Origin of the sequence: Phenylobacterium haematophilum (assembly GCF_014196295.1) — a bacterium.
GTDB classification, from domain to species: domain Bacteria; phylum Pseudomonadota; class Alphaproteobacteria; order Caulobacterales; family Caulobacteraceae; genus Phenylobacterium; species Phenylobacterium haematophilum.
This window is the reverse complement of record NZ_JACIDK010000010.1, coordinates 1-21,769: the sequence shown is the minus strand read 5'-3', so window position 1 is coordinate 21,769 and position 21,769 is coordinate 1. Positions and strand designations below refer to the sequence as shown.

General features: G+C 65.5%; 23 protein-coding genes and 2 pseudogenes. 4 read left to right on the top strand and 21 right to left on the bottom strand.

Annotation, left to right across the window (positions count from 1 at the left end; all coding sequences use genetic code 11):
• The first annotated feature begins 2 nt into the window (after positions 1–2).
• Complete coding sequence (locus GGQ61_RS20375) at positions 3–1,193, top strand: efflux RND transporter periplasmic adaptor subunit (RefSeq protein ID WP_183776902.1); 1,191 nt, start codon at positions 3–5, stop codon at positions 1,191–1,193.
• Between the two features lie 65 nt (positions 1,194–1,258).
• Here the strand turns inward: GGQ61_RS20375 and GGQ61_RS20370 are convergent, their stop codons facing one another.
• The 4 genes from GGQ61_RS20370 to GGQ61_RS20355 all read right to left on the bottom strand — a co-directional run bounded on the left by GGQ61_RS20370 (position 1,259) and on the right by GGQ61_RS20355 (position 4,929).
• Positions 1,259–2,107: a universal stress protein gene (locus GGQ61_RS20370; RefSeq protein WP_183776901.1), complete on the bottom strand. Its 849-nt coding sequence runs from the start codon at positions 2,105–2,107 to the stop codon at positions 1,259–1,261.
• A gap of 264 nt (positions 2,108–2,371) precedes the next feature.
• A complete protein-coding gene (locus GGQ61_RS20365) occupies positions 2,372–3,106 on the bottom strand; it encodes an endonuclease/exonuclease/phosphatase family protein (protein WP_183776900.1) in 735 nt (244 codons plus the stop codon).
• A complete protein-coding gene (locus GGQ61_RS20360) occupies positions 3,103–4,587 on the bottom strand; it encodes a phospholipase D-like domain-containing protein (protein ID WP_183776899.1) in 1,485 nt (494 codons plus the stop codon). The genes GGQ61_RS20365 and GGQ61_RS20360 overlap by 4 nt, the downstream gene beginning before the upstream one ends.
• Before the next feature lie 129 nt (positions 4,588–4,716).
• On the bottom strand, positions 4,717–4,929 hold the full coding sequence (locus GGQ61_RS20355; RefSeq protein WP_183776898.1) for a hypothetical protein: 213 nt from the start codon (positions 4,927–4,929) through the stop codon (positions 4,717–4,719).
• A 205-nt stretch (positions 4,930–5,134) separates the two neighbouring features.
• Here GGQ61_RS20355 and GGQ61_RS20350 point away from each other — a divergent pair, with 205 nt between their 5' ends.
• Complete coding sequence (locus GGQ61_RS20350; RefSeq protein WP_183776897.1) at positions 5,135–6,178, top strand: histidine kinase dimerization/phosphoacceptor domain -containing protein; 1,044 nt, start codon at positions 5,135–5,137, stop codon at positions 6,176–6,178.
• Between the two features lie 54 nt (positions 6,179–6,232).
• Here the strand turns inward: GGQ61_RS20350 and GGQ61_RS22555 are convergent, their stop codons facing one another.
• From GGQ61_RS22555 to GGQ61_RS22380, 7 genes and pseudogenes are all read right to left on the bottom strand, one after another.
• The gene (locus GGQ61_RS22555; RefSeq protein WP_281372759.1) at positions 6,233–6,355 is read right to left on the bottom strand and encodes a hypothetical protein; all 123 of its coding nucleotides are present in this window, start codon (positions 6,353–6,355) and stop codon (positions 6,233–6,235) included.
• A 50-nt stretch (positions 6,356–6,405) separates the two neighbouring features.
• Entirely contained in the window at positions 6,406–6,786 is a 381-nt protein-coding gene (locus tag GGQ61_RS20345; RefSeq protein ID WP_343056238.1) for a response regulator, read from the bottom strand.
• A gap of 201 nt (positions 6,787–6,987) precedes the next feature.
• Positions 6,988–7,398 (bottom strand): helix-turn-helix domain-containing protein, encoded by a 411-nt coding sequence (locus tag GGQ61_RS20340; RefSeq protein WP_183776896.1) that lies wholly within the window; start codon positions 7,396–7,398, stop codon positions 6,988–6,990.
• A gap of 453 nt (positions 7,399–7,851) precedes the next feature.
• Positions 7,852–8,307, bottom strand: coding sequence for a BLUF domain-containing protein (locus tag GGQ61_RS20335; protein ID WP_183776895.1), 456 nt, complete (start codon positions 8,305–8,307; stop codon positions 7,852–7,854).
• 7 nt (positions 8,308–8,314) lie between these two features.
• Positions 8,315–9,085, bottom strand: coding sequence for an EAL domain-containing protein (locus GGQ61_RS20330; RefSeq protein WP_183776894.1), 771 nt, complete (start codon positions 9,083–9,085; stop codon positions 8,315–8,317).
• 131 nt (positions 9,086–9,216) lie between these two features.
• Positions 9,217–9,423: pseudogene (locus tag GGQ61_RS22385) on the bottom strand (cold-shock protein); the annotation flags it as partial.
• A gap of 102 nt (positions 9,424–9,525) precedes the next feature.
• Positions 9,526–9,714 (bottom strand): annotated as a pseudogene (locus tag GGQ61_RS22380) (cold-shock protein); the annotation flags it as partial.
• Between the two features lie 624 nt (positions 9,715–10,338).
• On the opposite strand from GGQ61_RS22380, the gene GGQ61_RS20320 reads away from it, so the two are divergent.
• Positions 10,339–10,767, top strand: coding sequence for a GreA/GreB family elongation factor (locus GGQ61_RS20320; RefSeq protein ID WP_183776892.1), 429 nt, complete (start codon positions 10,339–10,341; stop codon positions 10,765–10,767).
• A gap of 149 nt (positions 10,768–10,916) precedes the next feature.
• On the opposite strand, the gene GGQ61_RS20315 is transcribed toward GGQ61_RS20320, so the two are convergent.
• The 8 genes from GGQ61_RS20315 to GGQ61_RS20280 all read right to left on the bottom strand — a co-directional run bounded on the left by GGQ61_RS20315 (position 10,917) and on the right by GGQ61_RS20280 (position 18,904).
• A complete protein-coding gene (locus tag GGQ61_RS20315) occupies positions 10,917–11,729 on the bottom strand; it encodes an exodeoxyribonuclease III (protein WP_183776891.1) in 813 nt (270 codons plus the stop codon).
• A 733-nt stretch (positions 11,730–12,462) separates the two neighbouring features.
• The gene (locus GGQ61_RS20310; RefSeq protein WP_183776890.1) at positions 12,463–13,437 is read right to left on the bottom strand and encodes a TerC family protein; all 975 of its coding nucleotides are present in this window, start codon (positions 13,435–13,437) and stop codon (positions 12,463–12,465) included.
• Positions 13,438–13,488: 51 nt separating this feature from the next.
• On the bottom strand, positions 13,489–13,680 hold the full coding sequence (locus tag GGQ61_RS20305; protein WP_183776889.1) for a hypothetical protein: 192 nt from the start codon (positions 13,678–13,680) through the stop codon (positions 13,489–13,491).
• Between the two features lie 293 nt (positions 13,681–13,973).
• Positions 13,974–14,336, bottom strand: coding sequence for a c-type cytochrome (locus GGQ61_RS20300; protein ID WP_183776888.1), 363 nt, complete (start codon positions 14,334–14,336; stop codon positions 13,974–13,976).
• Positions 14,333–15,760, bottom strand: a complete 1,428-nt coding sequence (locus tag GGQ61_RS20295) for an MFS transporter (RefSeq protein ID WP_183776887.1) — start codon at positions 15,758–15,760, stop codon at positions 14,333–14,335. The genes GGQ61_RS20300 and GGQ61_RS20295 overlap by 4 nt, the downstream gene beginning before the upstream one ends.
• An 80-nt stretch (positions 15,761–15,840) precedes the next feature.
• Positions 15,841–17,124, bottom strand: a complete 1,284-nt coding sequence (locus GGQ61_RS20290; protein ID WP_183776886.1) for a 3-hydroxyacyl-CoA dehydrogenase NAD-binding domain-containing protein — start codon at positions 17,122–17,124, stop codon at positions 15,841–15,843.
• A 22-nt stretch (positions 17,125–17,146) separates the two neighbouring features.
• Positions 17,147–18,019 (bottom strand): SDR family NAD(P)-dependent oxidoreductase, encoded by an 873-nt coding sequence (locus GGQ61_RS20285; protein WP_183776885.1) that lies wholly within the window; start codon positions 18,017–18,019, stop codon positions 17,147–17,149.
• A gap of 12 nt (positions 18,020–18,031) precedes the next feature.
• On the bottom strand, positions 18,032–18,904 hold the full coding sequence (locus GGQ61_RS20280) for an alpha/beta fold hydrolase (protein ID WP_183776884.1): 873 nt from the start codon (positions 18,902–18,904) through the stop codon (positions 18,032–18,034).
• Positions 18,905–19,079: 175 nt separating this feature from the next.
• Between GGQ61_RS20280 and GGQ61_RS20275 the strand changes: the two genes are divergently transcribed.
• Positions 19,080–20,282, top strand: coding sequence for an acetyl-CoA C-acyltransferase (locus GGQ61_RS20275; protein WP_183776883.1), 1,203 nt, complete (start codon positions 19,080–19,082; stop codon positions 20,280–20,282).
• 96 nt (positions 20,283–20,378) lie between these two features.
• On the opposite strand, the gene GGQ61_RS20270 is transcribed toward GGQ61_RS20275, so the two are convergent.
• Together GGQ61_RS20270 and GGQ61_RS22375 are read right to left on the bottom strand one after the other, a co-directional pair.
• The gene (locus GGQ61_RS20270; RefSeq protein WP_183776882.1) at positions 20,379–21,587 is read right to left on the bottom strand and encodes a TetR/AcrR family transcriptional regulator; all 1,209 of its coding nucleotides are present in this window, start codon (positions 21,585–21,587) and stop codon (positions 20,379–20,381) included.
• Positions 21,588–21,643: 56 nt separating this feature from the next.
• Positions 21,644–21,769, bottom strand: a 126-nt coding sequence (locus GGQ61_RS22375) for a hypothetical protein (RefSeq protein ID WP_246371133.1), incomplete at its 5' end; no start/stop codon positions are given.

The following is a 21,769-nucleotide window of genomic DNA, read 5'->3' as shown; positions in this document are numbered from 1 at the left end:
GAATGAAGAATTTTCTCACAGGTCCAAGGATCATCGGCGCGCTCGTGATGGCGGCTCTGGCCCTGAGCCTCGCCGTTCTACTGCGATCACCGCCGGTCGAAGTGGACGTCGGCGTCGCCAGCCAAGGTCCCATGGCAGTGAGCGTGGAGGACCTTGGTGAGACCCGGGTCACCGATCTCTACACCGTCTCCGCCCCGATCACCGGCGAGCTCCTGCGGGTGGGGTTGAAGCCAGGGGCGAAAGTCGTAGCCAACCAGACTGTGCTCGCGCGCATTCAACCGGCCGAGCCCGGACCGCTGGATGCACGCCTGTTACGCCAAGCCCAGGCCAATATTGGCGCCCTGCAAGCAGACCTGGCGGCTGCGCGCGAGTTCGAAGCACTCTCGCGCCGCGAACTGACACGGGTCGAGCCGTTGGCCCGGCGGGAATTCGTGGCGCAGGCGGCGTTGGATCGCGCGCGCTCGGCGCATGAACAGTCGCTGCAGGCGGTCGAGGTCGCCGCACAGCGGCTCGAGGTGGCGCGCGGCGCGCTGATCGTTGCAGACGGAGAAGCCAGGGGGCGGGGCGCGAGCGCCGTGACCTCCCCTGTGTCTGGCTATGTCTTAAGCGTTCCACAGGAAAGCTCGCGCGTTGTTGTCGCCGGTACGCCGCTCGTGGAGGTGGGAGATCCGGCTCGCCTCGAGATCGTGACCGAGATGCTTTCGACCGATGCCGTGCAGGTGCAGCCTGGAGCAAGGGTCGAAATCCTCGCTTGGGGCGGAGAGGCGCCGCTCGCCGGTCGCGTCCGTCTCGTTGAACCGTCCGGCTTCACCAAGGTGTCGGCGCTGGGCGTCGAAGAGCAGCGGGTCAACGTCGTGATCGATTTCGTCGGACCGCGCGAAGCCTGGGCTAGGCTAGGCCACGGTTATCGGGTCACGGTGCGGATCGTAGTCTGGGCGAGCGATCAGGTTCTGCAGGCGCCGGTGAGCGCGTTGTTTCGCAGCGGCGGGCGCTGGAACGTGTTCCTTGTCGACGCAGGCGGGCGCGCTCGCCTGACGAGCGTCGAAATCGGCCGGATGAATGACGAGACCGCAGAAATCCGCCGCGGCCTCGCGCCGGGCGCGCGGCTGATCCTGCATCCTGGTCAGCGTGTGACGAACGGCGTGCGCGTGCGCGCTTCGCCGGACTCGGGCGCCGCAACCTCGGGGACCTAGATGGTCGCGTCCAAGCTCGCGGCGGGGGGCGCACGAGGCCCGATTTCGTCAATTGCGGCAGCTGTTCAGTGGGAAATCAGGACGGGACATGGAGGCGCCTTCAGAACCGCGTCCGTCGCTCCGCCGAGCACGAATTGCCGGATCCGCGCGTGTCCAAAGCCGCCCATGACCAGCAAATCTACGCCCTCAGTCCTTACGTAGTTCGCCATCGAAACGCCGATCGATTGACCTTGAGAAGGACGTTCATCGGCGGAGGCGCTAACGCCGTGAGCCTCCAGATGACGCAGCAGATCGCTCGCCGATCCGGACGCGGCCTGCGGCTTTTCCCCGAGCGCGACAAACACGCGGACCTCCGAGGCGCGCGCGAGCAGAGGCAAGGCGTCCGCCACCGCCCTTGCGGCCCTGACGCTGCCGTCCCAGGCGATGGCGACCTTGCCGACCCCCGAGCCGGGCGCGAATTCCTGGTCGTCAGGATAGAGCAGCACCGGCCGACCGGAGCCGAATAACACGGCCTCGGCCAGGCTACGGTCGCCCTCAACCGCCGCCCCTTGAGGCGTAAGGCACAGATCGTAGGTGCGCGCCGCTCGGGCCACCGCGTCTCCTTCCTCGTAGAGGGAGGCGCAGCGGGTCTCCACCCGCAGCGGTTCGCCGAAGGTCTCGGCCGCGACCTGGGCGCATAAAGCTTCAAGTCGAGCGGTTGCAGCACTGCGCGCTTCCTCAAGTTCGCCCTGGCGATCGAGGTCTATCAGCGCATTGGCCAGAACGTTGCCGAACTTCGGGATGTCCACGCGCATCGTGAGCAGCGTAAGCTCGCCCCCAAGTCGCTTGGCGAGCGCGACCCCAGCGCGAATGGCTCGGTCGGGCGTGGAGTCGGGGTAGCTGAGGACGGGAAGCAGAAGATCTGCAAAGGCCATGGCTTATCCCTTCATGAGCAAGCGGACGCAGACCTCCGCCGCCCTTCGAATTTCATCAGAATGAAACGGACCGGCGAAGGCAATAGGCCCGACAGAGTTCGCCGGCCATTGGACCTCGCCCGCAGCGCCGCGGGACCGCCCCAACCGATCGTCCTGAAGGCCAGGGTGCGCGGCCGGACCAGCGCGGCCAAGGTGCACGCTGCGTTTGAGGTGACCAGAGAGCCTGAGTAGGAGGTTCGCCCCCCCCGCCCGCCCCGATGGCGACTAGTTGGCCGCTCTGGGCTGCACGACAGCGGACACCGCTCGATGATCGGAGAAGGTCGCGTGTTCACACTGGTAGTGGGTCAAAAGGACGTTTCCCCCAATGACGATGTGATCGAAATCCCGCGTCGGTCGCCAGGCAGGAAATGTCGGGGGCGACGGCCTGTGCAGAAGCCCCCCGGTCGCCTCGCGGAACGCCTCGAAGGGCGCGCTTCGCGCTCCGCAATTGAAATCTCCCAGCACCGCCCATGACGGTGCGCCGCTCAGCGCCTGCGCCACGGCGTCTAGCTGCAGGTGCTGGTCGGACGCACCGAGACTAAGATGGAGACAGGCGACCGTCAGATCATCTCGGCCGGCGATTTCCGCGACGAGGCATCCGCGGCCCGTCACCCGACCGGGAAGCTTCAGATCCCGAACACTGGCTATCGGCCAACGGCTGAGGATGGCGTTGCCGTGACGCGAGATTCCAGGAATCCTCCTGTTTTCCTGGACGGCGACGTGGTCATGGCCGGAGAGTTCGGCAATATCCTCCACTTGCGAGCGATAGCCTGCGCGTCGCCCGCCAAGGTCGACCTCCTGCAGGCAGACGATATCGTAAGGGGCGATCTCCCTGGCGATGTTCTCCAGGGTCCGGGTCTTGGACGGCGCATGCACGAGTTGCAGGTGAGCGCGAAGCAGATAGTCGCGATAACGGCTCGTCCCGATGCCTGCCTGGATGTTCCACGTCAGCAGCTTCATGGCCCTGCGCCCTCGCGCGCCGGCTCACTCTTGCGGCCTCGCCGCCGCCAGCGCCAGGCCTCCTCGACGCAGGAAGGATCTCCGAGATTGCGTGGGGCCACGACGTCCTCCCACCAGAAGGGCGCATGCATCGCCACAGGCATGAGCCGTCCACGCACGTTCAACGCGTCAACCGCGGCCACAAGCCCTCCCTCGCCGCAAGCGCGCGAAACCGCATCAGGGCTGACGCCGAGATAATGCGCAAGGAGTCGGTCGCGAAAACGGCTGATGGCGCGCGAGGTCTTCGGGGTCTGGCTCTCCACTACAAGATCGCATTCGGTGTCGAACCCGCCGGATCGGTTGTTGAGATTGGCTGAACCCACACGGACGATACGATCATCGATCACCATCACTTTCGAGTGGACCACGATCGGCGCACCCGCCGCCGTTCGGGGCGACAGCGCCCGAAGACGGCCGAAAGCGTCCGCGGCTCGCAGGCTCCTGATCAGCGGATTTCGTGCGTAGTCCATCGTCAGGTGATCGAGCAGACTTGGAGCGCGTCCGCTGAGAAGCAGAATGACCTCAGGGCCGTCACGCTCATCCAAGCGCGCCGCCAGGGCGGCGGCGACGGTGCGGCAAGTGAAGTACTGGTTCTCCAGATAGATTGTTTGGCGCGCGCTTTCGATGCATCTCATGGTCAGCTGGCGGATTTCGTCGATTGCAGGCAGACTCCCCCGACGCGGCTGCGTGCGCGATATGCCGACCTGCACCTTTGAAAGGTGAGACGTCACGCCGCTCGGCCACATTGACTGCGAGGGCTCGGGTGTCGGAGACGGAAGCTGCGTTCCAGCAGCCTCAGACCAACGTTCGCGAAAGAGCTCTCCAAGCGCTTGGGACGCAGCGCCTTCGATCATCATCGTGACCTCATGCCGGGCTGGATGTCCTGCATGGTTGGGCAATACCCGGCGAGGTTCGATGTCACGGTGAGCTGGGCTGTCCCACCGGTTGGCGACAATGTCCCCTCCGCCGCAAAAGGCCAGCTGATCGTCGATGACCACCAGCTTCTGATGATGGCAGGCCCCGAACGGGAGACCGTCAGCTTCGCGGAATTGGACTCCCGTCCGAGCAAACGCCCGCTTTGCACGATGGCCGCGGATGTCCTGATGTCCCATGACGCCGAACGGAGATTTCCAGACCAGCACGCGCACATCTAACAGGGGCCTGGCGCGGACCAGTCCGATGAGAATTCTCCCGACCTCATCGGGATCGTCCGGGCCCTCGGCTCCATCAGGAGCCAACCGCGTGCGCGGATCGAACGCCCAGCCCAGAATGTAAACCGACCGCCTCGCCGACTGCAGGACCTCCTTGAGCGTTGCAAAGTAGCTCTTGTTGTCGATGAGAAAGGCGGCCCGCTCTGAGGGTTCGATGCGCCAGCAGGTTTCGCCGCGTCTAAGGGCGCGACCGTCAGTCTGATCAGGGGCCTGGTCAACCGACGCCGACATCATCGTCCGCTGAGAGGGATAAGTTGAAGGCGCCGCAAAGGCTCATGACGAGTCGGTAGGCTAGAGGCTCATTCCTGTCAAAAACTGCGTCGTGCTCCCGGCGTCCGCGGACGTCCACGCCGCAGCCGATCAGCGAAGCTCAGCCCACTCGATCAGAGCTTCGTGGGTCACGACGACGCCGTCAGCCCGTCGCCAGCTGATTTCCCTCAGTCTTTGAGGGTCGCGATCGGCGACCAGCAAACGCCAGATCTCGCTGAGGGCGTCTGCATCCTGCGGAAAGGCCCGTATGGTTTCGGCCGGTTCACCCGCGCAGCGACGTTTCGTAATGACGCTCGAAAGCATTTCTCACCCCCAACGGCCCCCGACGTCTTGGGACGGCGTTTCAGCATGAGGTCAGGCCTGCGTTGGTCAATCCGGCGAAACCCCGATCAATCCGGACCTCATTCGCCTCCGTCCCCGCCCCGTCGCCTTACTGGCCGCCGCGCGCGGAAGTGATTGGAAACACGAAGACGATAGCGTCAGATTGCAGGCGGTTAGAGGGCTGATCGTGGCTGGTCCGGACGATGAGTTCCATGAGCACGGCCAGGCCGGCGCCGAGGAGTTGGACTTGCGCCTTCTCTTCGAGACGATGTCCGAAGGCGTCGTGCTCTGCGAGCCCATCTGCGACCCCAGCGGACGGCTTGTAGATTACCGCTTCCTGCAGGCGAACCCTGCCTTCAAACGTGGATTTCGGGCGAGCGGGGAAATCGTCGGCCGTCGCTTCAAGGAACTGAGGCCGGATGCGACGCCGAATTGGTTCGCCAATTTCCAAGGCACTGTCGAGACCGGCGTCCCACATCGGTTTCAGTATCACGATACGGCGCGTCACCGCTGGTACGACGTTCACTGCACCCGTTTGTCATCCAGACGCTTCGCGCACTTCTACATAGACATCACATCGCTCAAACGTGCGGAGGCCCATCAAGCCACGCTGCTGGACGAACTCAACCATCGGGTCAAAAACAACCTGACGATCGTGGCGAGCCTTTTGAACTTGCAGGCCCGCGACGCCTCGCCCGAGGTCGCCGAGCATCTGCACGCCGCCATCAACCGCGTCTACGCCGTCGCCGATCTTCATGCTGAGCTTTACCGGCGCCATCAGCAGGAACATGTGGCGATGGATCATTACCTGGCCGATCTCGTGGCGCGGCTCTCCCGGTCGGTGGGCGATGATCACGTACGGCTCGAGGTGGAAGCCGAGCCGGTTCATGTCTCGCTCGATCAGGCCGTGCAGATCGGACTTCTTGTCAACGAACTTGTCACCAACGCCGTCAAGCACGCGTACCCAGAACAGGAAGAGCGCGGCGTCGTGCGCATCGCGCTGGCCGTCATGGAGGACTGGCTTAGGCTCGTCGTGTCCGACGAGGGGCGCGGCATGCCGGCGGCTGATCAGCTTCGTCGCGGGCTGGGAAGCCGAGTGATCGAAAGCTTCGTGCAGCAATGCTCTGGCAAGCTGGCCATTGAAAGCAGCAACGCTGGCACGAAGGTGGAGGTGAAGATCCCCTGGCGGCCGCCCGGCAGCTCAACCCCGCTGCCGGGCAGGCTGTTTTGACTGGAAGGCGTCGTAAACGGGCCGGCGACGTCAGCAGCTCGTCGCTTAGCAGCATCAGCGGAAAGCGAAGACCTCGTGGCGAACCTGCGCAGGGGGCAGGCCGTGCGAGATTGCAAGTTTGCGGACCTGATCCAGCAGCACTTTCGCCCCGCACACAGCGATGTCGAGCGTCAGCATCGCTCATGATAAGACCTGTTCGTCTCCCTCCGCCGGGATGGTGCAGGACCCTAGCCATCCCTCACAAGAGCCGAAACAGCCGCGCCGAGTGCTTCGAGACTGAATGGCTTGACGAGGATGTGGCTGCGGGGGACGCCCTGACTTGACCATTCGTGCCCACTGTCGCCGGTCACGTAAAGCACCGGGAGCTCAGGATCGAGGGCTCGGGCGCATCGAGCCAGCTCCCATCCCGATTGTGCGCCCAGCCTAACGTCCGTCACGAGCGCCACGATCCGGTCAGCTGGGTGGGACCTTAGGACGTCCAGCGCCGCAGAGAGGTTCGGCGCGGCCTTGACGACGAACCCCGCCTCCTCGACCGCCGCGCCCATCAGTTCAAGCACCAGGGCGTCATCATCGACAGCGAGGACAACGCCAAGCGAGTTAATGGACACCGAGAAACTCCCTGCAACGAAGCAGTATTACTAAATACAACGCGACTCACAACGACATTATATTAGCTTCCGCGCAATCAAATCACGCAACCTTGAGATTTAACTGCGCTTGTTCTGATTTCGAATCCACCCCCACTCAATAACTTCAATTGAAATCGAACGTTCCCGAACATCCAGGATCGTCGAACGCCATCCCTCTGGTCATTTCTGCCGTTGCGCCATGAGCGGTGGAGCGCCCGGTTCAGCGGCGCCCCGCGCCGCAAGAAGATGAAGCATCCTGACGGCCAATCGCCTGTCTTGAGACGACAGGCTGTCGACGATCGCAAGAACCTCCGCGGCTTCAGGAGATCTGATGAGCAGATCAGCGCTGCTGGCCGCACCTCGTTCCTCGGGCGGCAACAATAACAACGGGCTGACGTCGAGGCTTCGGGCGATATGGCACAGTTTGGAGGCGCTTATTCGATTTTGCCCGCGCTCGTATTTCTGAATCTGCTGAAAGGTGAGGCCGACGGCTTTGGCCAACTGAGTTTGCGAGATCGACCTACTTTGTCGTAACAATCGCAAGCGCCTTCCGACCTCAATGTCGATAGCGTCCGGGACATTTCCGTTCATCCTAGAAGGCGCTCCTTATTGTTCATCGGCCCGGCGGCCCAATAACGGCCGCGCGAACGCCAGTCGCTCCCCACGTCCCTGAGCATTCGCGTTCCGGCTTGGCGATCCAGGCGCGACGGACGTTCGAACCTCAAGCTTCGAGAACTCAAACTGGCTGAAGGCGGCGGGAGCGGTCACGCTTGCGGGGCGCTGGTTGCATCTACGAGGCAGGACGCCCTCGGGATCACGATCTGCGCACAAAATTTCGCCGCGCGATCCGCGAAGCGACGGCGAGGATTGGCTCAGTCCGGCGCAGAGCCCGATATCGATCTGCTGTGGCGGAGAGTTTGCGGCCAAGGCAGGGGCTCGGCCCAGGCGAGTTGTCGGGGCATTCGCCGCCGCTCAGGGGTGATCGGACCGGCCTGATGGACGCGGCAGGTCATTGGCGCGTGGGGTCACGAGCCGATGCCGTCGCTAGGCTTCGATAACGACCGCGCCTTCAGTCCTCGAAGCCACGCGTTGCTGCACGGCGCGGACCGTTTTCAACAGCGCCAGGGCGCTGGATCCGCTCATCAGCCGCGGCTCGAACTCGGGCCGCAAAGACAGGACCTCCAGAATCGCGTTGTCGGCCGAACCGACGTTGCAGCCGCACATTGCCCAGCCTGCGAAGCTTCTGGAGGGGGTCGTCACATCTTCGACCAGCTTAAAGTGCTGGTGTCGGCGGTCTCGGCGCACCTTGCGGCAGATCATCTCGACGCTCTCAGATGGCCCCTCCAGAGCCTGGATGAACTGATTGCGGTAGAGGACAAGCATGCCCGTAACAGCCACTTGCGCGTTGTTGCGCACCGACGTCTTCAGGATGGAGCCCAGCAAGGCGTCCTGGTCGTCCAGTCCGGGCGCGACCAAACTCGTGTAGATAAGCCGTCTCATTGCAAGGTCAGGCTGCGGCCCGACCCTTCAGAGGGGCGAGCACCTCGGGGCCGACCAGGCTCTCGAACGCAGGCCGAGCCAGGGCGTAGCCCTGAATCAAGGTTGCACCGAGGACTTGCAGCGTTTGCAGCTCGTCGTCCGTCTCGACGCCTTCGCAGATCGTCTGGACGCCAAGGGCAGCCATGAGATCAAGCATGGATTTTACGATCTTCTGCTTAACCTCATCGCGGTCGATGCCGCGAACAAGTTCCATGTCGAGTTTGACTATGTCGGGCTGGAATTTCGATAACAGGCCCAGTCCTGCATAGCCGGCGCCAAAGTCATCGATAGCCGTCTTGAAGCCCATGGCTCGATAGGTGCGCAGGATGTTCAAGAGGTGATTGGTGTCCACTTTTTCGTCTTCGGTGAACTCGAAGATAATCCGGTCGAGGGGGAAACCCGTGCGCAACGCGGTCGCAAGCGTGAGCCGAATGCAGGCTCGGGGCTCATAGACAGCGTTCGGCATGAAGTTGATCGACAGACGCGCGCCGTCTCGAGGCAGATCCAGAGCTGTCGCCATCTCGATCGCCTTCACACGACACTCCTGGTCGAAGGCGTAGCGGTTTTCGTCGGCGACCTGGCTTAGAACCGAAAATGCGCCCTCCCCCCCGACGCCGCGCACAAGCGCTTCGTGGGCGAAGATCGTCTTGCCGGCGATATCGACGATTGGCTGAAAGGCCATTGAGAATGGGGAGCCGAAGCCTGAGCCGTCCCGACATCCCTGACATCCGGTCGCCATGGCGCGCATTCTCCCCACTGATAAATAGCGGGCCTCTCTAACCCTTTGCAGGTTTATGGAACCTTGAGAGAAAGGCATCCTGGCCAGGCCGGTCGCCAAGCGGACGGCCAGGTGCGGCAGTTCAGTCCGGCTCAGTCCGCCCGCAGGTTGGTGGCGGTCAGCTTGCCGCTGCGTTGATCCTGCTCGACCTCGAAGCCGATGGACTGGCCATCGCGCAGTGTGACAAGGCCTGCGCGTTCGACGGCGGAGATGTGGACGAATACGTCGGCGCCCCCGACATCCGGCTGAATGAAGCCGAAGCCTTTTGAGGCGTTGAACCATTTGACGACCCCAGTGGCCGTTCCAAGCGACGTCCGCGCCCCGCCGCGGTCGCCGCCGCCGCTTGGCCCCCGGGCCCTGCGCGGAGAAGCCGGCGCGGCGATCAACAGCTGCAGGCTCGTCGCCGTCGTCTTGCCGCTGCGGCGGTCGCGCGTGGGCTCATAGGCCACCTCGTCGCCCTCGTTGAGGCTGTCGAGGCCGCTGTCATGCAGGGCCGTGACATGGACGAAGATGTCTTCGCCGCCATCGGTCGGGCTGATGAAACCAAAGCCCTTGTCGGCGTTGAAAAATTTGACGACGCCCTGCGCCATTCGAAGCTCCCTAGGATGACTTGCCGCGATCTGACCGCTTCTGCGCGCGCAGCCGATCATTGCCTTTGCCAGCGCAGCGCTCGGAACTCAACGCCCGAGCCACTGGGCTGGCGCCGCTGGCGCGCCTGAAATTTTCGCAGGGCTCGTCCGCAGCCTTGAGCGTCAGGCGCCTGTCGCGAAGGCCACGGCGTGAACCGATAGTTCGTCTTGGACTAAAGCCGCAGCAACGGGACGCCAGCGGTCGGCCTGCAAGATGCCGAAATTGTCGGAATTTGACTTTGTCCCCGCCTTGCGCGACTGTCAAAAACCATGCGTAATGTGAAGTCGATCCGCCCGCAGGGGCAAGGCGAGCTCTGTAAAGTCAAAGAGCACTAGGGCCCGATCGGGGCCATAGGACTGGCCGACCGACCTCGGGCGACAATTTTCTCAAATTGAACTTCGGAATTACTGCGCATCCGCGCGATGCCTCGCCGACATCGTCGGCCGAAGGCTCATGTCTCGCGCTCACCCAAAGCGCTGCGCCGAACGCCTCTCGCCGATCTTCCGCCTCCGCCGCCCGGCGGACGCCCCCCCCCCTCGCCCACGACGCAGCAACGTCGCCGCGGTCCGCAACGGAGTTATGATATGCGCCCCCTGGAAGCCGCCTTTTCACCCCCGATCATTTACGCCACCGGCTCCGACCACGAGAAGCTGAACCAACCGCTTGTCTCCGAGGCCGGGGCGGCTGCGACGCCTCTGTTGCGTCAGGAGATTTCGAGGCTGTCGCCCGCCGCTGGAGCTCTGGAACCGTTCGTCGGGCTGGGCACGGAAGTGACCTTCCGAGACCTGCGCACCAAGCACCAGCGTACGGTAACGATCGTGCTCCAGCCTTCCGCGTCGCCTGCGCAGAACGAGGTCCCGGTCTGCGAGACGCTTGGCGCGGCGCTGCTTGGCCTCCCTGAGGGCGCAGTATTCCGATGGACCGAAGATGACGGCCGCATCCGAGCTGTGAGAGTTCTACAGGTCGGTGCGCCTGTGTCCGAGCCGCCGCCCCCGCCCGGGCGGTCGATTTGATGAACCTGGCGCGCCCCTGATCCCCACAGCGCCCAAAGCTGCGATGTCGGAAGATGACAGGAGGTCATGGGACATGTTCGGCAGGGTGGTGACTTTCGTCCTCGTGCTTGTCGGCTCCGTCATCCTGATCGCCACCATGGCGGCGGGGCTTAGCGCATTCTAGGACGAGGCCGGCGCGCGACCGTTCGCTCAGGACCGAGGACCACCCAAGCCGGCGCGTGGTCGCTCGCGCCGTCCATGCCTCGTACCGCGCGGTCTACGCCAGCATCGATAAGCCGGCCCGCAAGGCCCGGCGAGAGCAGCAGATGATCAAGTCGGAGCCCTTTATCGTTGGGCCACCGGTGACGGATATAGGCCCAGAACGTCCAGAGCGGCCCGCTTGGATGCACCGCTCGCAGCCCATCGACCCAGCCCGCCTCGAGCAGTTGCGCAAATTGCGCGCGGGCCTGTGGGTCGACGAGCGCGTCTCCCGCCCACTTGTTCGGTTGGTAGATGTCGGCCTCGGTGGGAACGACGTTGAAGTCGCCCGCCAGGATCACCTGCGCGCCTGTGCTCATCAGCGAGGCCGCGTGGGCGGCCAGCCTCTGCTGCCAGGCCAACTTGTAGGCGAACTTCGGTCCCGGGTTGGGATTGCCGTTCGGCAGATAGATCGAGGCGACAAGAACGCCGTCGACAGCCGCTTCGATGTAGCGGACCTGCACATCCTGCGGATCGCCCGGCAGCGCCCGCCGCGTGAGGACCGGAGCACCTCCGCGTGAGAGAATGGCGACCCCGTTCCACGTCCTCTGGCCATGCCAGACCGCCGAATATCCGGCGTGCGCCAGCGCCGCCTCCGGGAACGCGTGATCATCGGCCTTGAGTTCCTGCAGGCAGACCACATCGGGCTGCGCCGCCCCAAGCCAGTCCAGGAGGTTGGGCAGCCGCTTGTTGATGTTGTTGATGTTGAACGTGGCGACCTTCACCTGCGGCCCTCGCTCGGCTCGGCCCAAGATGCGGGGGCGTCAGATGGCGAGGGGCTGGGTCGCGCCCGCACGGCCCGCTGAACTGTCATGACCCCACAACGCTCCGCCGGCGCGAAGGTGGCGGCGCACGGCCCGCCCCCCCCCGCCTGAACTTGCCGGGCGGCTCAAGCAGGTGCGCGCACCCCGCATCCATTGGCGGGCCCAGGCATTAGACCTTCCATGGCAAACAATCCTGACACCAACCCTGCCGGCGACGGCGAGACCATACGTGCGGAAGACGCTAGCGCGGGGCAGAAGACTGGGCATATGCGCTGGGTTCTGGCGATCAGCGCGATGCTGGCCATCGCTGCGCTCCTGGTCGTTTGGCTCGCCCTTTAGCGGCGCGCTTTGCCAAGCCGATCCACGACCCCCTGGCTGGGCAGAGCTAAAGCCTCGATAGAAACCGAGCTTGCCTGCCAGGTCAGCGGAGGGGGCTGCCCAGCAGGCAAGGGCGATCCGGACGGCTACCCGGGCAGCGAACCCAGACCTTGGCGGCGTCGGCCGCGCCGCGCCGAGCCCAGAACCCCGGGGGATCACATACGGTGTCCCGGCCGGTCTCGCTCATCCGTTCGGAGGATCGGCCTGGGACCTGGCGAGTTCGCAGGTCCGCCAGGCCGACGCCCCCTCGCTAGAAGCGGACGCGTCGGCCTGGGCGCCGGGGCGCGCGACCGCCCCGGCGCCCGACGGCGGCGGGTCAAAGGCCGCGACTTTGTTCACGCGTCTTCCACAGGGACCAGCCGATGCCTGCGAAAAGCAACGCCGCGGTAATGGCCAGCGAGACCGGCGCAGGAAACTTTTCCCAGCCCATCATCTCGGCGAAGAACACCTTGCCGCCGATGAACACCAAAAGCGCGGCCAGCGCATGCTTCAGGTAGGCGAAGCGCGCCACCACCGCCGCCAGGGCGAAATAGAGAGCGCGTAGCCCAAGGATAGCGAAAATGTTCGAGGTGTAGACGATGTAGGGATCGGTGGTGATTGAGAAGATCGCAGGCACCGAGTCGACCGCGAACACGACGTCGGCCAGTTCGACCATGACCAGCGCCATGAAGAGCGGCGTGGCGAACCAGACCCGTTTTCCCGTCCGGCCGGGCTGTTTCACGAAAAAGCGCGAGCCATGAAGGTCGGGCGTGACCCGGATGTGGCGCACCAGCCAGCGGTAGACCGGATTGTCATGAGGATCCTCCGGCGCCTTGTCGGCAAAGAACATCTTTGCGCCCATCACGACCAGGAAGGCCGCGAAGATGAACAGCACCCACTCAAAGCTGGCGACCAGGGCCGCGCCGAAGCCGATCATCACGCCGCGCAGGACGATCACGCCCAGGACGCCCCAGAACAGCACCCGGTGCTGATAGGCTCGCGGCACGGCGAACGCCGCGAAGATGGTCGCGATGACGAATATGTTGTCTAGCGCCAGGCTCTTCTCGATCAGAAAGCCAGTGATGTACTCAATGCCGGACTCGCGGCCCAGCTGATGCCAGACCCATCCTCCGAAGGCCAAACCGAGACTCAGATAGCCGGCCGATAGCAACAGGCTCTCTCGCACCCCGATTTCGTGCTGTTCGCGGTGCAGAACGCCCAAATCCAGGGCGAGCAGAACGGTGACAAGGCCGGCGAACGCCAGCCACATCCACAAGGGCTGACCGAGGACGGCCGCCGTAAGCATGTCCATGATGTAAGCTCCCGAGGGCGCGGGCGGCGCTCTCGGCGCCGCCCGGCAAGGCTAGTGACGCGTGCGTACGGGAATGGGCGCCAGCGCCAGTTCGGCGCAGCCCATCGCGCGTCGAAGCTCATCGAGGTCATGCAGCAAGGCGCTTGCGTTGGCTCGATACGAAGGCTCCTGCCGGATGCTGCGGATCAGGCGTAGAAGCCGACGATAGCGGTGGCGCAGGCGCCAGATTTGGATGTTTTTCATGTGCTCCTCCTAATTGGAGGCGCGCCCGGAAACCGTCAGGCAAGCGGGAATGGCAACGGACCCCAGGGCGCACCTGTGCGGTCCGACATCACGATCGCCGTTGATCGTCAGAGGGGCCCGGTTCCGCGCGTTTGAGATTGGTGCGCGATGCAGGTTTCGCAAGAGGCCTCAGGACGAAGGCGACGTAAGGCGTATTTCAGCCGGTACATTTGGATGTGGGCAAGCCCCGGGGCGGCCCGCTGCGGCGTGGCGGTCCAGCGCCGACAAAAGCCTCCGGCGCATGCGGTCCTCTGTTACTTCTTCGAAGCTAGGTAGAGGATGATCGCAGCGCGCTGGTCGGCCGCGGGAACGCCGACCAGCATTTTGGTGCCGGGGAACTTGGCGGCCGGGCGGGCCAGATACCCGTCTAGCGTCGGCTTGTCCCACTTCGCCCCCGATTGCTTCAAGGCTGAAGAATAGGCGAACCCCGGCACGGCGCCGGCAGCTCGCCCCACAACTCCGCGAAGCGGCGGCCCGAGCTTGGCTGCGCCCCCGGCTTCGATCGTGTGACAGGCGCTGCAGCGCTGCTTGAACAGGCTCTCCCCGCTGGGCGCCTGCGCCGCCGCGGGAGCGGCGGCCAGCAATCCGGCGGCGGCGAGCGCCAGCATCGTTTTCATGTCGCGCTCCTGGCGATGGCTTGCAGGTTGTCGGCGTGCCTCTGGCGGGTGATCGGGTAGAGCAGCACGCAGACCAGCGCGCAGATGTAGAGCCCGACCAGGATCGGCACCTCGTAGATCGCCAGCCGGTTCAGCGTCTCCTGCGGCACCTGTCCGGGCTTCGCGCCCACCGGGAAGCCGGCCAGGTCGATGATCGTCGTGGCGATGATCACCCCGGCCCCCGACACGCACTGCAGGGCGAAGCTGTTGGCCGCGAAGTAGAGGCCCGGGGTCTTGCGGCCGGTCCGGGCCTGGGCGTCCTCGACCACGTCGGCCATCATCGCCGCCGACAGGATCGAACCGACGATCGTGAAGACGGTGTTCAGGAAGCTGGCCAGGATCAGGATGGTCAGCAGGGGAGTCGAGCCGTTCTCGGGCAGCACGTCGACCACGCGCAGCATGTAGAGCGACGGATTGACCGTCATCGACAGCACCAGCATCGCCGCTGCGCCCCACTTCTTGCCGATCCACTTCGACAGCCGCCCGGCCAGGAACACGCCCACCGCCACCGAGGCGAAGTTGCCGGCGATGATGATCGAGATCTGGTCGTTGGTCAGACCCCAGAAGAACAGGCGGAAATAGACCAGCATCGAGCTCGCGACGCCGCCCGCCATGGCCCCGAACACCGTGGCGCCGACCATGATCAGGTATGGCCTGTGCGAGACGGCGTTGAAGATCTCCCGCAGTGTCTGGAAGAGGTTGAGCCCGCGCGAGGCCGGCGTCGGCGCGAAGGTCTTGATGTGCTTGTGGGTCGCCAGCGACGAGCCGAGCATCGCTGCGACCATGATCAGCGCCCCGACTAGCCCGTAGGTCGCATAGCCCTGCGGATTGAGGGTGCCGACCGGATACGCCTCAGTCGGACGCAGGAAGACGCTGAACGAGGCGATCGACAGCAGCAGGCCGGCGATCCAGCCGAAGAACTGCCGGTAGCTCAGCAGGCTGGTGCGCTCGTCGTAGTCCTCGGCCAGTTCGACGACCAGCGAGTGGCTGGGGATCTCGAACAGCGAGATCGAGAACCGCACCGCGATCGACAGGCACACCAGGTAGAGGAACAGCTGCCCGTGGGTCAGCGCCGACGGCGGGTTCCACAGCAGATAGAAGCCCAGCGCCGTCGGGATGATCGAGGCGTACATGAACGGATGGCGCCGGCCCCAGCGCGAACGCCAGTTGTCCGACACGTGGCCGATCAGCGGGTCCATCACCGCATCGACCACCAGCGAGATCATCACCGCCAGACCGACCGTGCTGGCCGGCAGCCCCAGCGCCTGATTGTAGAACAGGATCAGCAGCGTGCCGAAGCCGTTGTCCTTCACCCCGAAGGCGATGGAGCCGGCCCCATAGCCGATCTTGTCGAGGACGCTCTTTCGCGCCGCTGGCCCGTCCATGATCCCCTCCCCGCCCGGCGCGCCGGGTCGATCGGCGCGCCGCAGAACCTTGCGGCGCGCCCTGTTCTCGTTGTCAGTCGCTAGAGGTCGCCGAAGCCCTTGCCCTGCGCGGCCAGCCGCTCGAGCAGCGGCGCCGGCTTCATCGCCGGGCCGACCTGGGCCTCGAAGCGCTTCAGCGCCTCGACCACGGCCGGCAGGCCCACCTGGTCGGCGTAGAACATCGGGCCGCCCTTGTCGGTCGGCCAGCGGAAGCCGTGCACCCAGACCACGTCGATGTCCGAGGCGCGGATCGCCTTACCCTCTTCCAGGATCCGCGCGCCCTCGTTGATCATCGGATAAACCAGCCGCGCCAGGATCTCGGCGTCGTCGATCTTGCGCTGGGGCAGGCCCTTGCGAGCCGCGAACTCGGCGATGATCTTCTCGACCGTCGGCGACGGCAGCGGATTGCGCTCGGCGTCGTAATCGTAATAGCCCGCGCCGGTCTTCTGGCCGCGGCGGTCCATCTCGCAGAGCACGTCACGCAGGGTCTCGCCCTTCGACTTGGCGGCGTTCCAGCCGATGTCCAGGCCCGACAGGTCGCTCATCGCGAACGGCCCCATGCGGAAGCCGAACTCGCGCAGCACCCGGTCGACGTCCCACGGCATCGCGCCTTCCAGGATCAGCAGGTTGGCCTGGTCCTGGCGCGGAAACAGCATGCGGTTGCCGACGAACCCAGGCCCGACGCCCACCACCACGCCGATCTTGCCGATCTTGCGGGCGACTTCCATGGCCGTGGCGACCACGTCCTTGGCGGTCTTCTCGCCGCGCACCACCTCGCACAGCAGCATCACGTTGGCCGGCGAGAAGAAGTGCATCCCGACCACGTCCTGCGGCCGGCTGGTCGCCGAGGCGATCTCGTCGACGTTCAGGTAAGAGGTGTTGGATGCCAGGATCGCACCCGGCTTGGTGATCCGGTCGAGGTCCGCGAAGATTTGCTTCTTCAGCCCCATGTCCTCGTAGACCGCCTCGATGATCAGGTCGCAGTCGGCGAGCGCCTCCAGCGACAGCGCGCCGGTCAGCCGCCCGATGCGGGCCTCGGCCTCCTCCATCGAGAAGCGGCCTCGCTTGGCCGAGTTCTCGTAGTTGCGGCGCACGACCGCCAGGCCGCGGTCCAGCGCCTCGGCCTTGGTCTCGACGATCGTCACCGCCATGCCGACATTGGCGAAGTTCATGGCGATGCCGCCGCCCATGGTGCCGGCGCCGATGATCCCGACCTTGGCCACCGGCCGCGTCGGCGTGTCGGCCGGAATGTCCGGGATCATCCAGCAGTCCTGCTCGGCATTGGCGAGGTAGGCTTCGGCGTCCAGGGCCTTGGTTGCAGTCATGACTTTGGTCTCACGCGATAGATCACTGGGCGGAGGGCTTCGGACGCAGGTCCGGGCCCCAAGTGACGACCGGCGGATTTTCGCCGGCCAGGGCGACGTCGGTCTGGCCGCGCACGTAATCGCGCCAGTTGTCGCCGTTGAAGACGTAGAAGCGGTCCTCGATCAGGGCTTCCAGGGTCGCCTGGGCGATGTCGCCAGGCTGAACGCCGCGGCCCTGAAAGGCCTCCGAGCCCTTCACGTGGGCCGGGTCGTTCCATTCGCGGTCGCTCCAGGGCTGATCGCCGGCCGGGCGGTTGCGGTTCGACTTGTGGATCTGGGTGTCGACCATCCCGGGGCAGACCACCGAAACTCCGACCTGTGTGTTCCAGGCGGCCAGTTCCGAGTGGAGGGATTGGCTGATCGACAGCACCGCCGCCTTCGAGGAGCAATAGGGCGAGTGCTCGCCGCCGCCGTTGAACGAGGCCAGCGAGGCGGTGTTGATCACGTGCGCCGGCTCGCCCTGCTCGATCAGCAGCGGGACGAACGCCTTGACCCCGTGGATCACGCCCCAGACGTTGACGTCGTGCACCCAGCGCCAGTCGTCCAGGGTGAGCCGCCAGATTGGCCCGGTGATCGACACCCCGGCGTTGTTGACCAGCACGTGCACCTTGCCGAACGCCGCCAGCGCCGCCTCGCGCATCGCCTCGACCGAGGCGAAGTCCGTCACGTCGGCGCGCACGCCCGCCACCTCATGGCCGGCCGCGCTCAGCTCACCGACCGCGCGATCCAAGGCGTCCCGCTGAATGTCGGCGATCACCAGCCTCATGCCCCGGCCGCCAAACGCGTGGGCCATGGCCAACCCGATGCCGCTCGCGCCGCCGGTGATGACGGCGACCTTTCCCTTCAGATCCTTCACGATCCAAGCCCCTCAGAGATGTCGCTGAAACCAGTCGAGGGCCATGGCGCGGGCCTCGATCAGGTGGTCGTCGTAGACGCGGTAATGGGTGCACGGGAACGTCGCCCGCTCGGTCGTCACGCCGTTGGCGCGCAGGATCTCGTGCGCAGCTCCCCCCTGCAGGGACGGGTCGTTGTACTCTTCGAACTCGGCGTCGATGAACAACGTCGGGGCGGTCACCCGCCGCGCATGGTCTAGCGGCGCATGCCCGAACTGGCGCGCAACGTCCGGCGTACCCGCCAGCCCGGGCGAGCCGTCGACGCCCTGCGGCACAGGCGGATCAAGCACTCCGCGGGCCTTGTCCGACATCCGCCGCTGCGCCAAGTCGCGATACCAGTCCTCGCGCGGATGGCCATAGCCGCCGATCTGGGCGACGACCGCCTTCACCCGGGCATCCATGCCGGCGACGCTGACCACGTGGCCGCCGCCATAGCTCGACCCCCACAGGCCGACCCGCGCCGGATCGACCCCCTCCTCGGCGATCAGCCAGGCGAAGGCGTTGCGCACGTCAGCGATCTGATCGACCGGATCGACCACCTCGCGCAGAACCCGGACGGCCAGGGTCTGGACGCCGCTCTCCGTGAGCATCGGTGAACTCGGAGTCGCGATGATGCGGCCGTCGGACTGCCCCCAGCCGCGATAGTCGAAGCTCAGCGTGATGAAGCCGGCCGCGGCGAAGCTCTCGGCATAGAGCTCGATCAGGTGCTCCTTCAGCCCGCCCCAGCCGTGCGCCAGCAGAATGGCGGGCAGTAGGCCGCCCACGCCGCGCGGCCGCAGGACCTCGGCCGCCAGGCGCGAACCCTCGCTCCAAACGATCACGGATTTGCGCTCGACCTCGTACGCCACGCCACCTCCTCCTCGACTAGGCCGCACGTTATCCAAGCCCCGACGATTTGCAAACTGTCCACTCAAATAATTTGCGACTCTCGACGTTGATCGCTATTTCATAAGCCATCCGTCGCACCGGACAGAATACTACCACCTCAACCATGGGCGCTACCGCCCCACGGAGAAGCAGATCTTGCGCGAAGCCGTCATCGTCTCCACCGCCCGCACGCCCATCGGCCGCGCCTTCCGTGGCGCCTTCAATGACACTCAGGCCCAGGCGCTCGGCGGCCACGCCATCGCCCACGCCGTGCAGCGCGCCGGCGTCGATCCGGCCGAGATCGACGATGTCGTGATGGGCTGCGCCCTGCCCCAGGGCTCGACCGGGTTCAACACCGCACGCCAGGCCGCTCTGCGCGCCGGCCTGCCGCAGTCGGTCGCCGGACAGACCATCGACCGCCAGTGCTCTTCGGGCCTGATGGCCATCGCCACGGCGGCCAAGCAGATCATCGTCGACGGCATGACGGTCACCGTCGGCGGCGGCGTCGAATCGATCTCGCTGGTTCAGAACCAGCACATGAACAACTATCGCTCGGGCGACCCGGAGCTGGTCCGCTCGGCCCCAGGCCTCTACGTCCCCATGCTGGAAACCGCAGAACTGGTGGCCGAGCGCTACGGCGTCAGCCGCCAGGCCCAGGATGAATACGGCCTGCAATCGCAGCAGCGCACCGCCCAGGCCCAGGCCGAAGGCCGCATGGACGCCGAGATCGCCGCCATCACCACCACCATGATCGTGGTCGACAAGGCCACGGGCGAGCAGTCGAAGCGCGAAATCACCATCGCGGCCGACGAAGGCAACCGTCCGCAGACCACGCTGGAGGACCTGCAGAAACTGCAGCCTGTCTTCAAAGGCGGCCCCTTCGTCAAGGAAGGCAAGTACGTGACCGCCGGCAACGCCAGCCAGCTCTCGGACGGCGCCGCCGCCGTGGTGCTGATGGAAGCTAAAGAAGCCGAACGCCGCGGCATGAAGGCCCTGGGCGCCTATCGCGGCATGGCGGTCGCCGGCTGCGCGCCCGAGGAGATGGGGATCGGCCCGGTGTTCGCGGTGCCCAAGCTGCTCAGGCAGGCCGGCCTCACGGTTGAAGACATCGGCATCTGGGAACTGAACGAGGCCTTCGCCAGCCAGGTCCTCTACTGCCGCGACACCCTGGGCATTCCGAACGATCGACTGAACGTCTCGGGCGGCGCGATCTCGATCGGCCACCCTTACGGCATGACCGGCGCCCGCTCGACGGGCCACGTCCTGATCGAAGGCAAGCGTCGGGGCGCCAAGTACGGCGTCGTCACCATGTGTGTCGGCGGCGGGATGGGAGCCGCGGGTCTCTTCGAAATCTTCTAAGGCACCTCGCCGGGCGGTCGGCGGCGGATCGCATCCTGCCCGCCCCACCGGCCGTCCGCACCTTGAGGGGCCGCCGCGCGCGGCCCCTTTTCTTGCCTAGACTGCGCCGGGGGTCAGCAGCCCCTCGAAGAACGGACGCACATAGAGATCCACTTCCTGGCCGCGCTCCAGGCCCGGCGTCCAGAAGTGCAGCTCGGCCGCAGCGTTGATCATCGCCGTCAACATCTGGGCGGTGATGTTCACGTCCACCGGACGCACCGAGCCGTCGGCGATGCCGTCCGACAGCAGGGCGGCGAAGCGATCCGACACCCCGTCGAACTTGGCGTGCAGCTGCGGCTGGATCGACACCGGCGCGGTCGTCAGCGCCGAGGTGCGCAGCAGCGGCGAAGTCCCCGACAGCTGGCACTCGACCAGGGCCGCCGCAGCTGTCATCAGCGCCTGCAGGCCATTGGCCGAGACCCGCTCGGCCTGACGGATCGCTCGGCGCATGATCTGGAAGGTGCGCTCGAAGCAGGCCACCACCAGCTCGTCCTTGGTTTCGTGGTGATAGTAGAACGCGCCCTTGGTCAGGTTCAGCCGCGCCGAGATCTTGTCGACCGAGGCGCCCAGATAGCCCTCCTCGTTGATCAACTGGGTCGCCGCGCGCAGGAACAGCTCGCCGGCATCCGCCTCGTCTTCGGATATCAGGTCGGGCAGAGGCAGCGGGTCCCAGCGCGCGCCGCCCGCCATCAGACCATCCAGCAGCAGCGACTGCGTGCGGTCGGCTGCGCGCTCGTAGTCCTCAGGCTCCAGCTTGCTCAGCCAGACGACTTCCCAGAACGCCTCCGACAGCAAGAGATGCGTACGCGCATTGCGCTCCAGCCGGGTCAGCGCCTCGGCGCCAGCCCCATCAAACAGCGAACGGATGCGCCGAAACATGGCGACATAGGCGACATTGACCGCCTCACGATTGAGCGCGCGCACGTCGTTGAACACGGCGACGTGCTCGGCCTCGCCCAGCGCCACCGCGTGGCGGAAGTCGAAATAGGCGCGATTGAACGCTGCAATCCGCTCGCGCGCCGTTTCTGCGCCCAGGGCCTGCTCGACGAACCCTTCGTAGCGCGCGACCGCCAGCAGGAAGCAGGCCTCGGCCAGCTCTTCCTTGTTCTTGAAATAATAGATGACTCCAGTCGGAACGATGCCGAGCTGGGCGGCCACGTCGGCCAGCGTCATCCCGCGCACGCCCTTTCGGTTCAGCGCCTGCACCGCGGAGGCCACGATGTCTTTCTTACGGCGCTCGAAACGCTCGCTGGTGCGTCGGGTCATTCGGGTCGGGGTCTCGGTAGGGCCGTGCTCCGTACTAGATGCAGTCGGACGCCGGCTCAACCAAGCGCCTTTCCCTTGTAGTCGTCGCGCAGTTCGCGCTTGAGCACCTTGCCGATGTGGCTGCGCGGCAGGTTGTCGAGGAACACCAGGTCGGCCAGCCGCTGGGTCTTGCCGAGCTTGGC

Bases quoted from the DNA above. Each gene is read 5' to 3' on its own strand.
- GGQ61_RS20375 (WP_183776902.1), top strand. From the start codon at position 3: ATGAAGAATTTTCTCACAGGTCCAAGGATCATCGGCGCGCTCGTGATG.
- GGQ61_RS20370 (WP_183776901.1), bottom strand. From the start codon at position 2,107: ATGGCCTTTGCAGATCTTCTGCTTCCCGTCCTCAGCTACCCCGACTCC.
- GGQ61_RS20365 (WP_183776900.1), bottom strand. From the start codon at position 3,106: ATGAAGCTGCTGACGTGGAACATCCAGGCAGGCATCGGGACGAGCCGT.
- GGQ61_RS20360 (WP_183776899.1), bottom strand. From the start codon at position 4,587: ATGTCGGCGTCGGTTGACCAGGCCCCTGATCAGACTGACGGTCGCGCC.
- GGQ61_RS20355 (WP_183776898.1), bottom strand. From the start codon at position 4,929: ATGCTTTCGAGCGTCATTACGAAACGTCGCTGCGCGGGTGAACCGGCC.
- GGQ61_RS22555 (WP_281372759.1), bottom strand. From the start codon at position 6,355: ATGCTGACGCTCGACATCGCTGTGTGCGGGGCGAAAGTGCTGCTGGAT.
- GGQ61_RS20340 (WP_183776896.1), bottom strand. From the start codon at position 7,398: ATGAACGGAAATGTCCCGGACGCTATCGACATTGAGGTCGGAAGGCGC.
- GGQ61_RS20335 (WP_183776895.1), bottom strand. From the start codon at position 8,307: ATGAGACGGCTTATCTACACGAGTTTGGTCGCGCCCGGACTGGACGAC.
- GGQ61_RS20330 (WP_183776894.1), bottom strand. From the start codon at position 9,085: ATGGCGACCGGATGTCAGGGATGTCGGGACGGCTCAGGCTTCGGCTCC.
- GGQ61_RS20320 (WP_183776892.1), top strand. From the start codon at position 10,339: ATGCGCCCCCTGGAAGCCGCCTTTTCACCCCCGATCATTTACGCCACC.
- GGQ61_RS20310 (WP_183776890.1), bottom strand. From the start codon at position 13,437: ATGGACATGCTTACGGCGGCCGTCCTCGGTCAGCCCTTGTGGATGTGG.
- GGQ61_RS20305 (WP_183776889.1), bottom strand. From the start codon at position 13,680: ATGAAAAACATCCAAATCTGGCGCCTGCGCCACCGCTATCGTCGGCTT.
- GGQ61_RS20300 (WP_183776888.1), bottom strand. From the start codon at position 14,336: ATGAAAACGATGCTGGCGCTCGCCGCCGCCGGATTGCTGGCCGCCGCT.
- GGQ61_RS20295 (WP_183776887.1), bottom strand. From the start codon at position 15,760: ATGGACGGGCCAGCGGCGCGAAAGAGCGTCCTCGACAAGATCGGCTAT.
- GGQ61_RS20290 (WP_183776886.1), bottom strand. From the start codon at position 17,124: ATGACTGCAACCAAGGCCCTGGACGCCGAAGCCTACCTCGCCAATGCC.
- GGQ61_RS20270 (WP_183776882.1), bottom strand. From the start codon at position 21,587: ATGACCCGACGCACCAGCGAGCGTTTCGAGCGCCGTAAGAAAGACATC.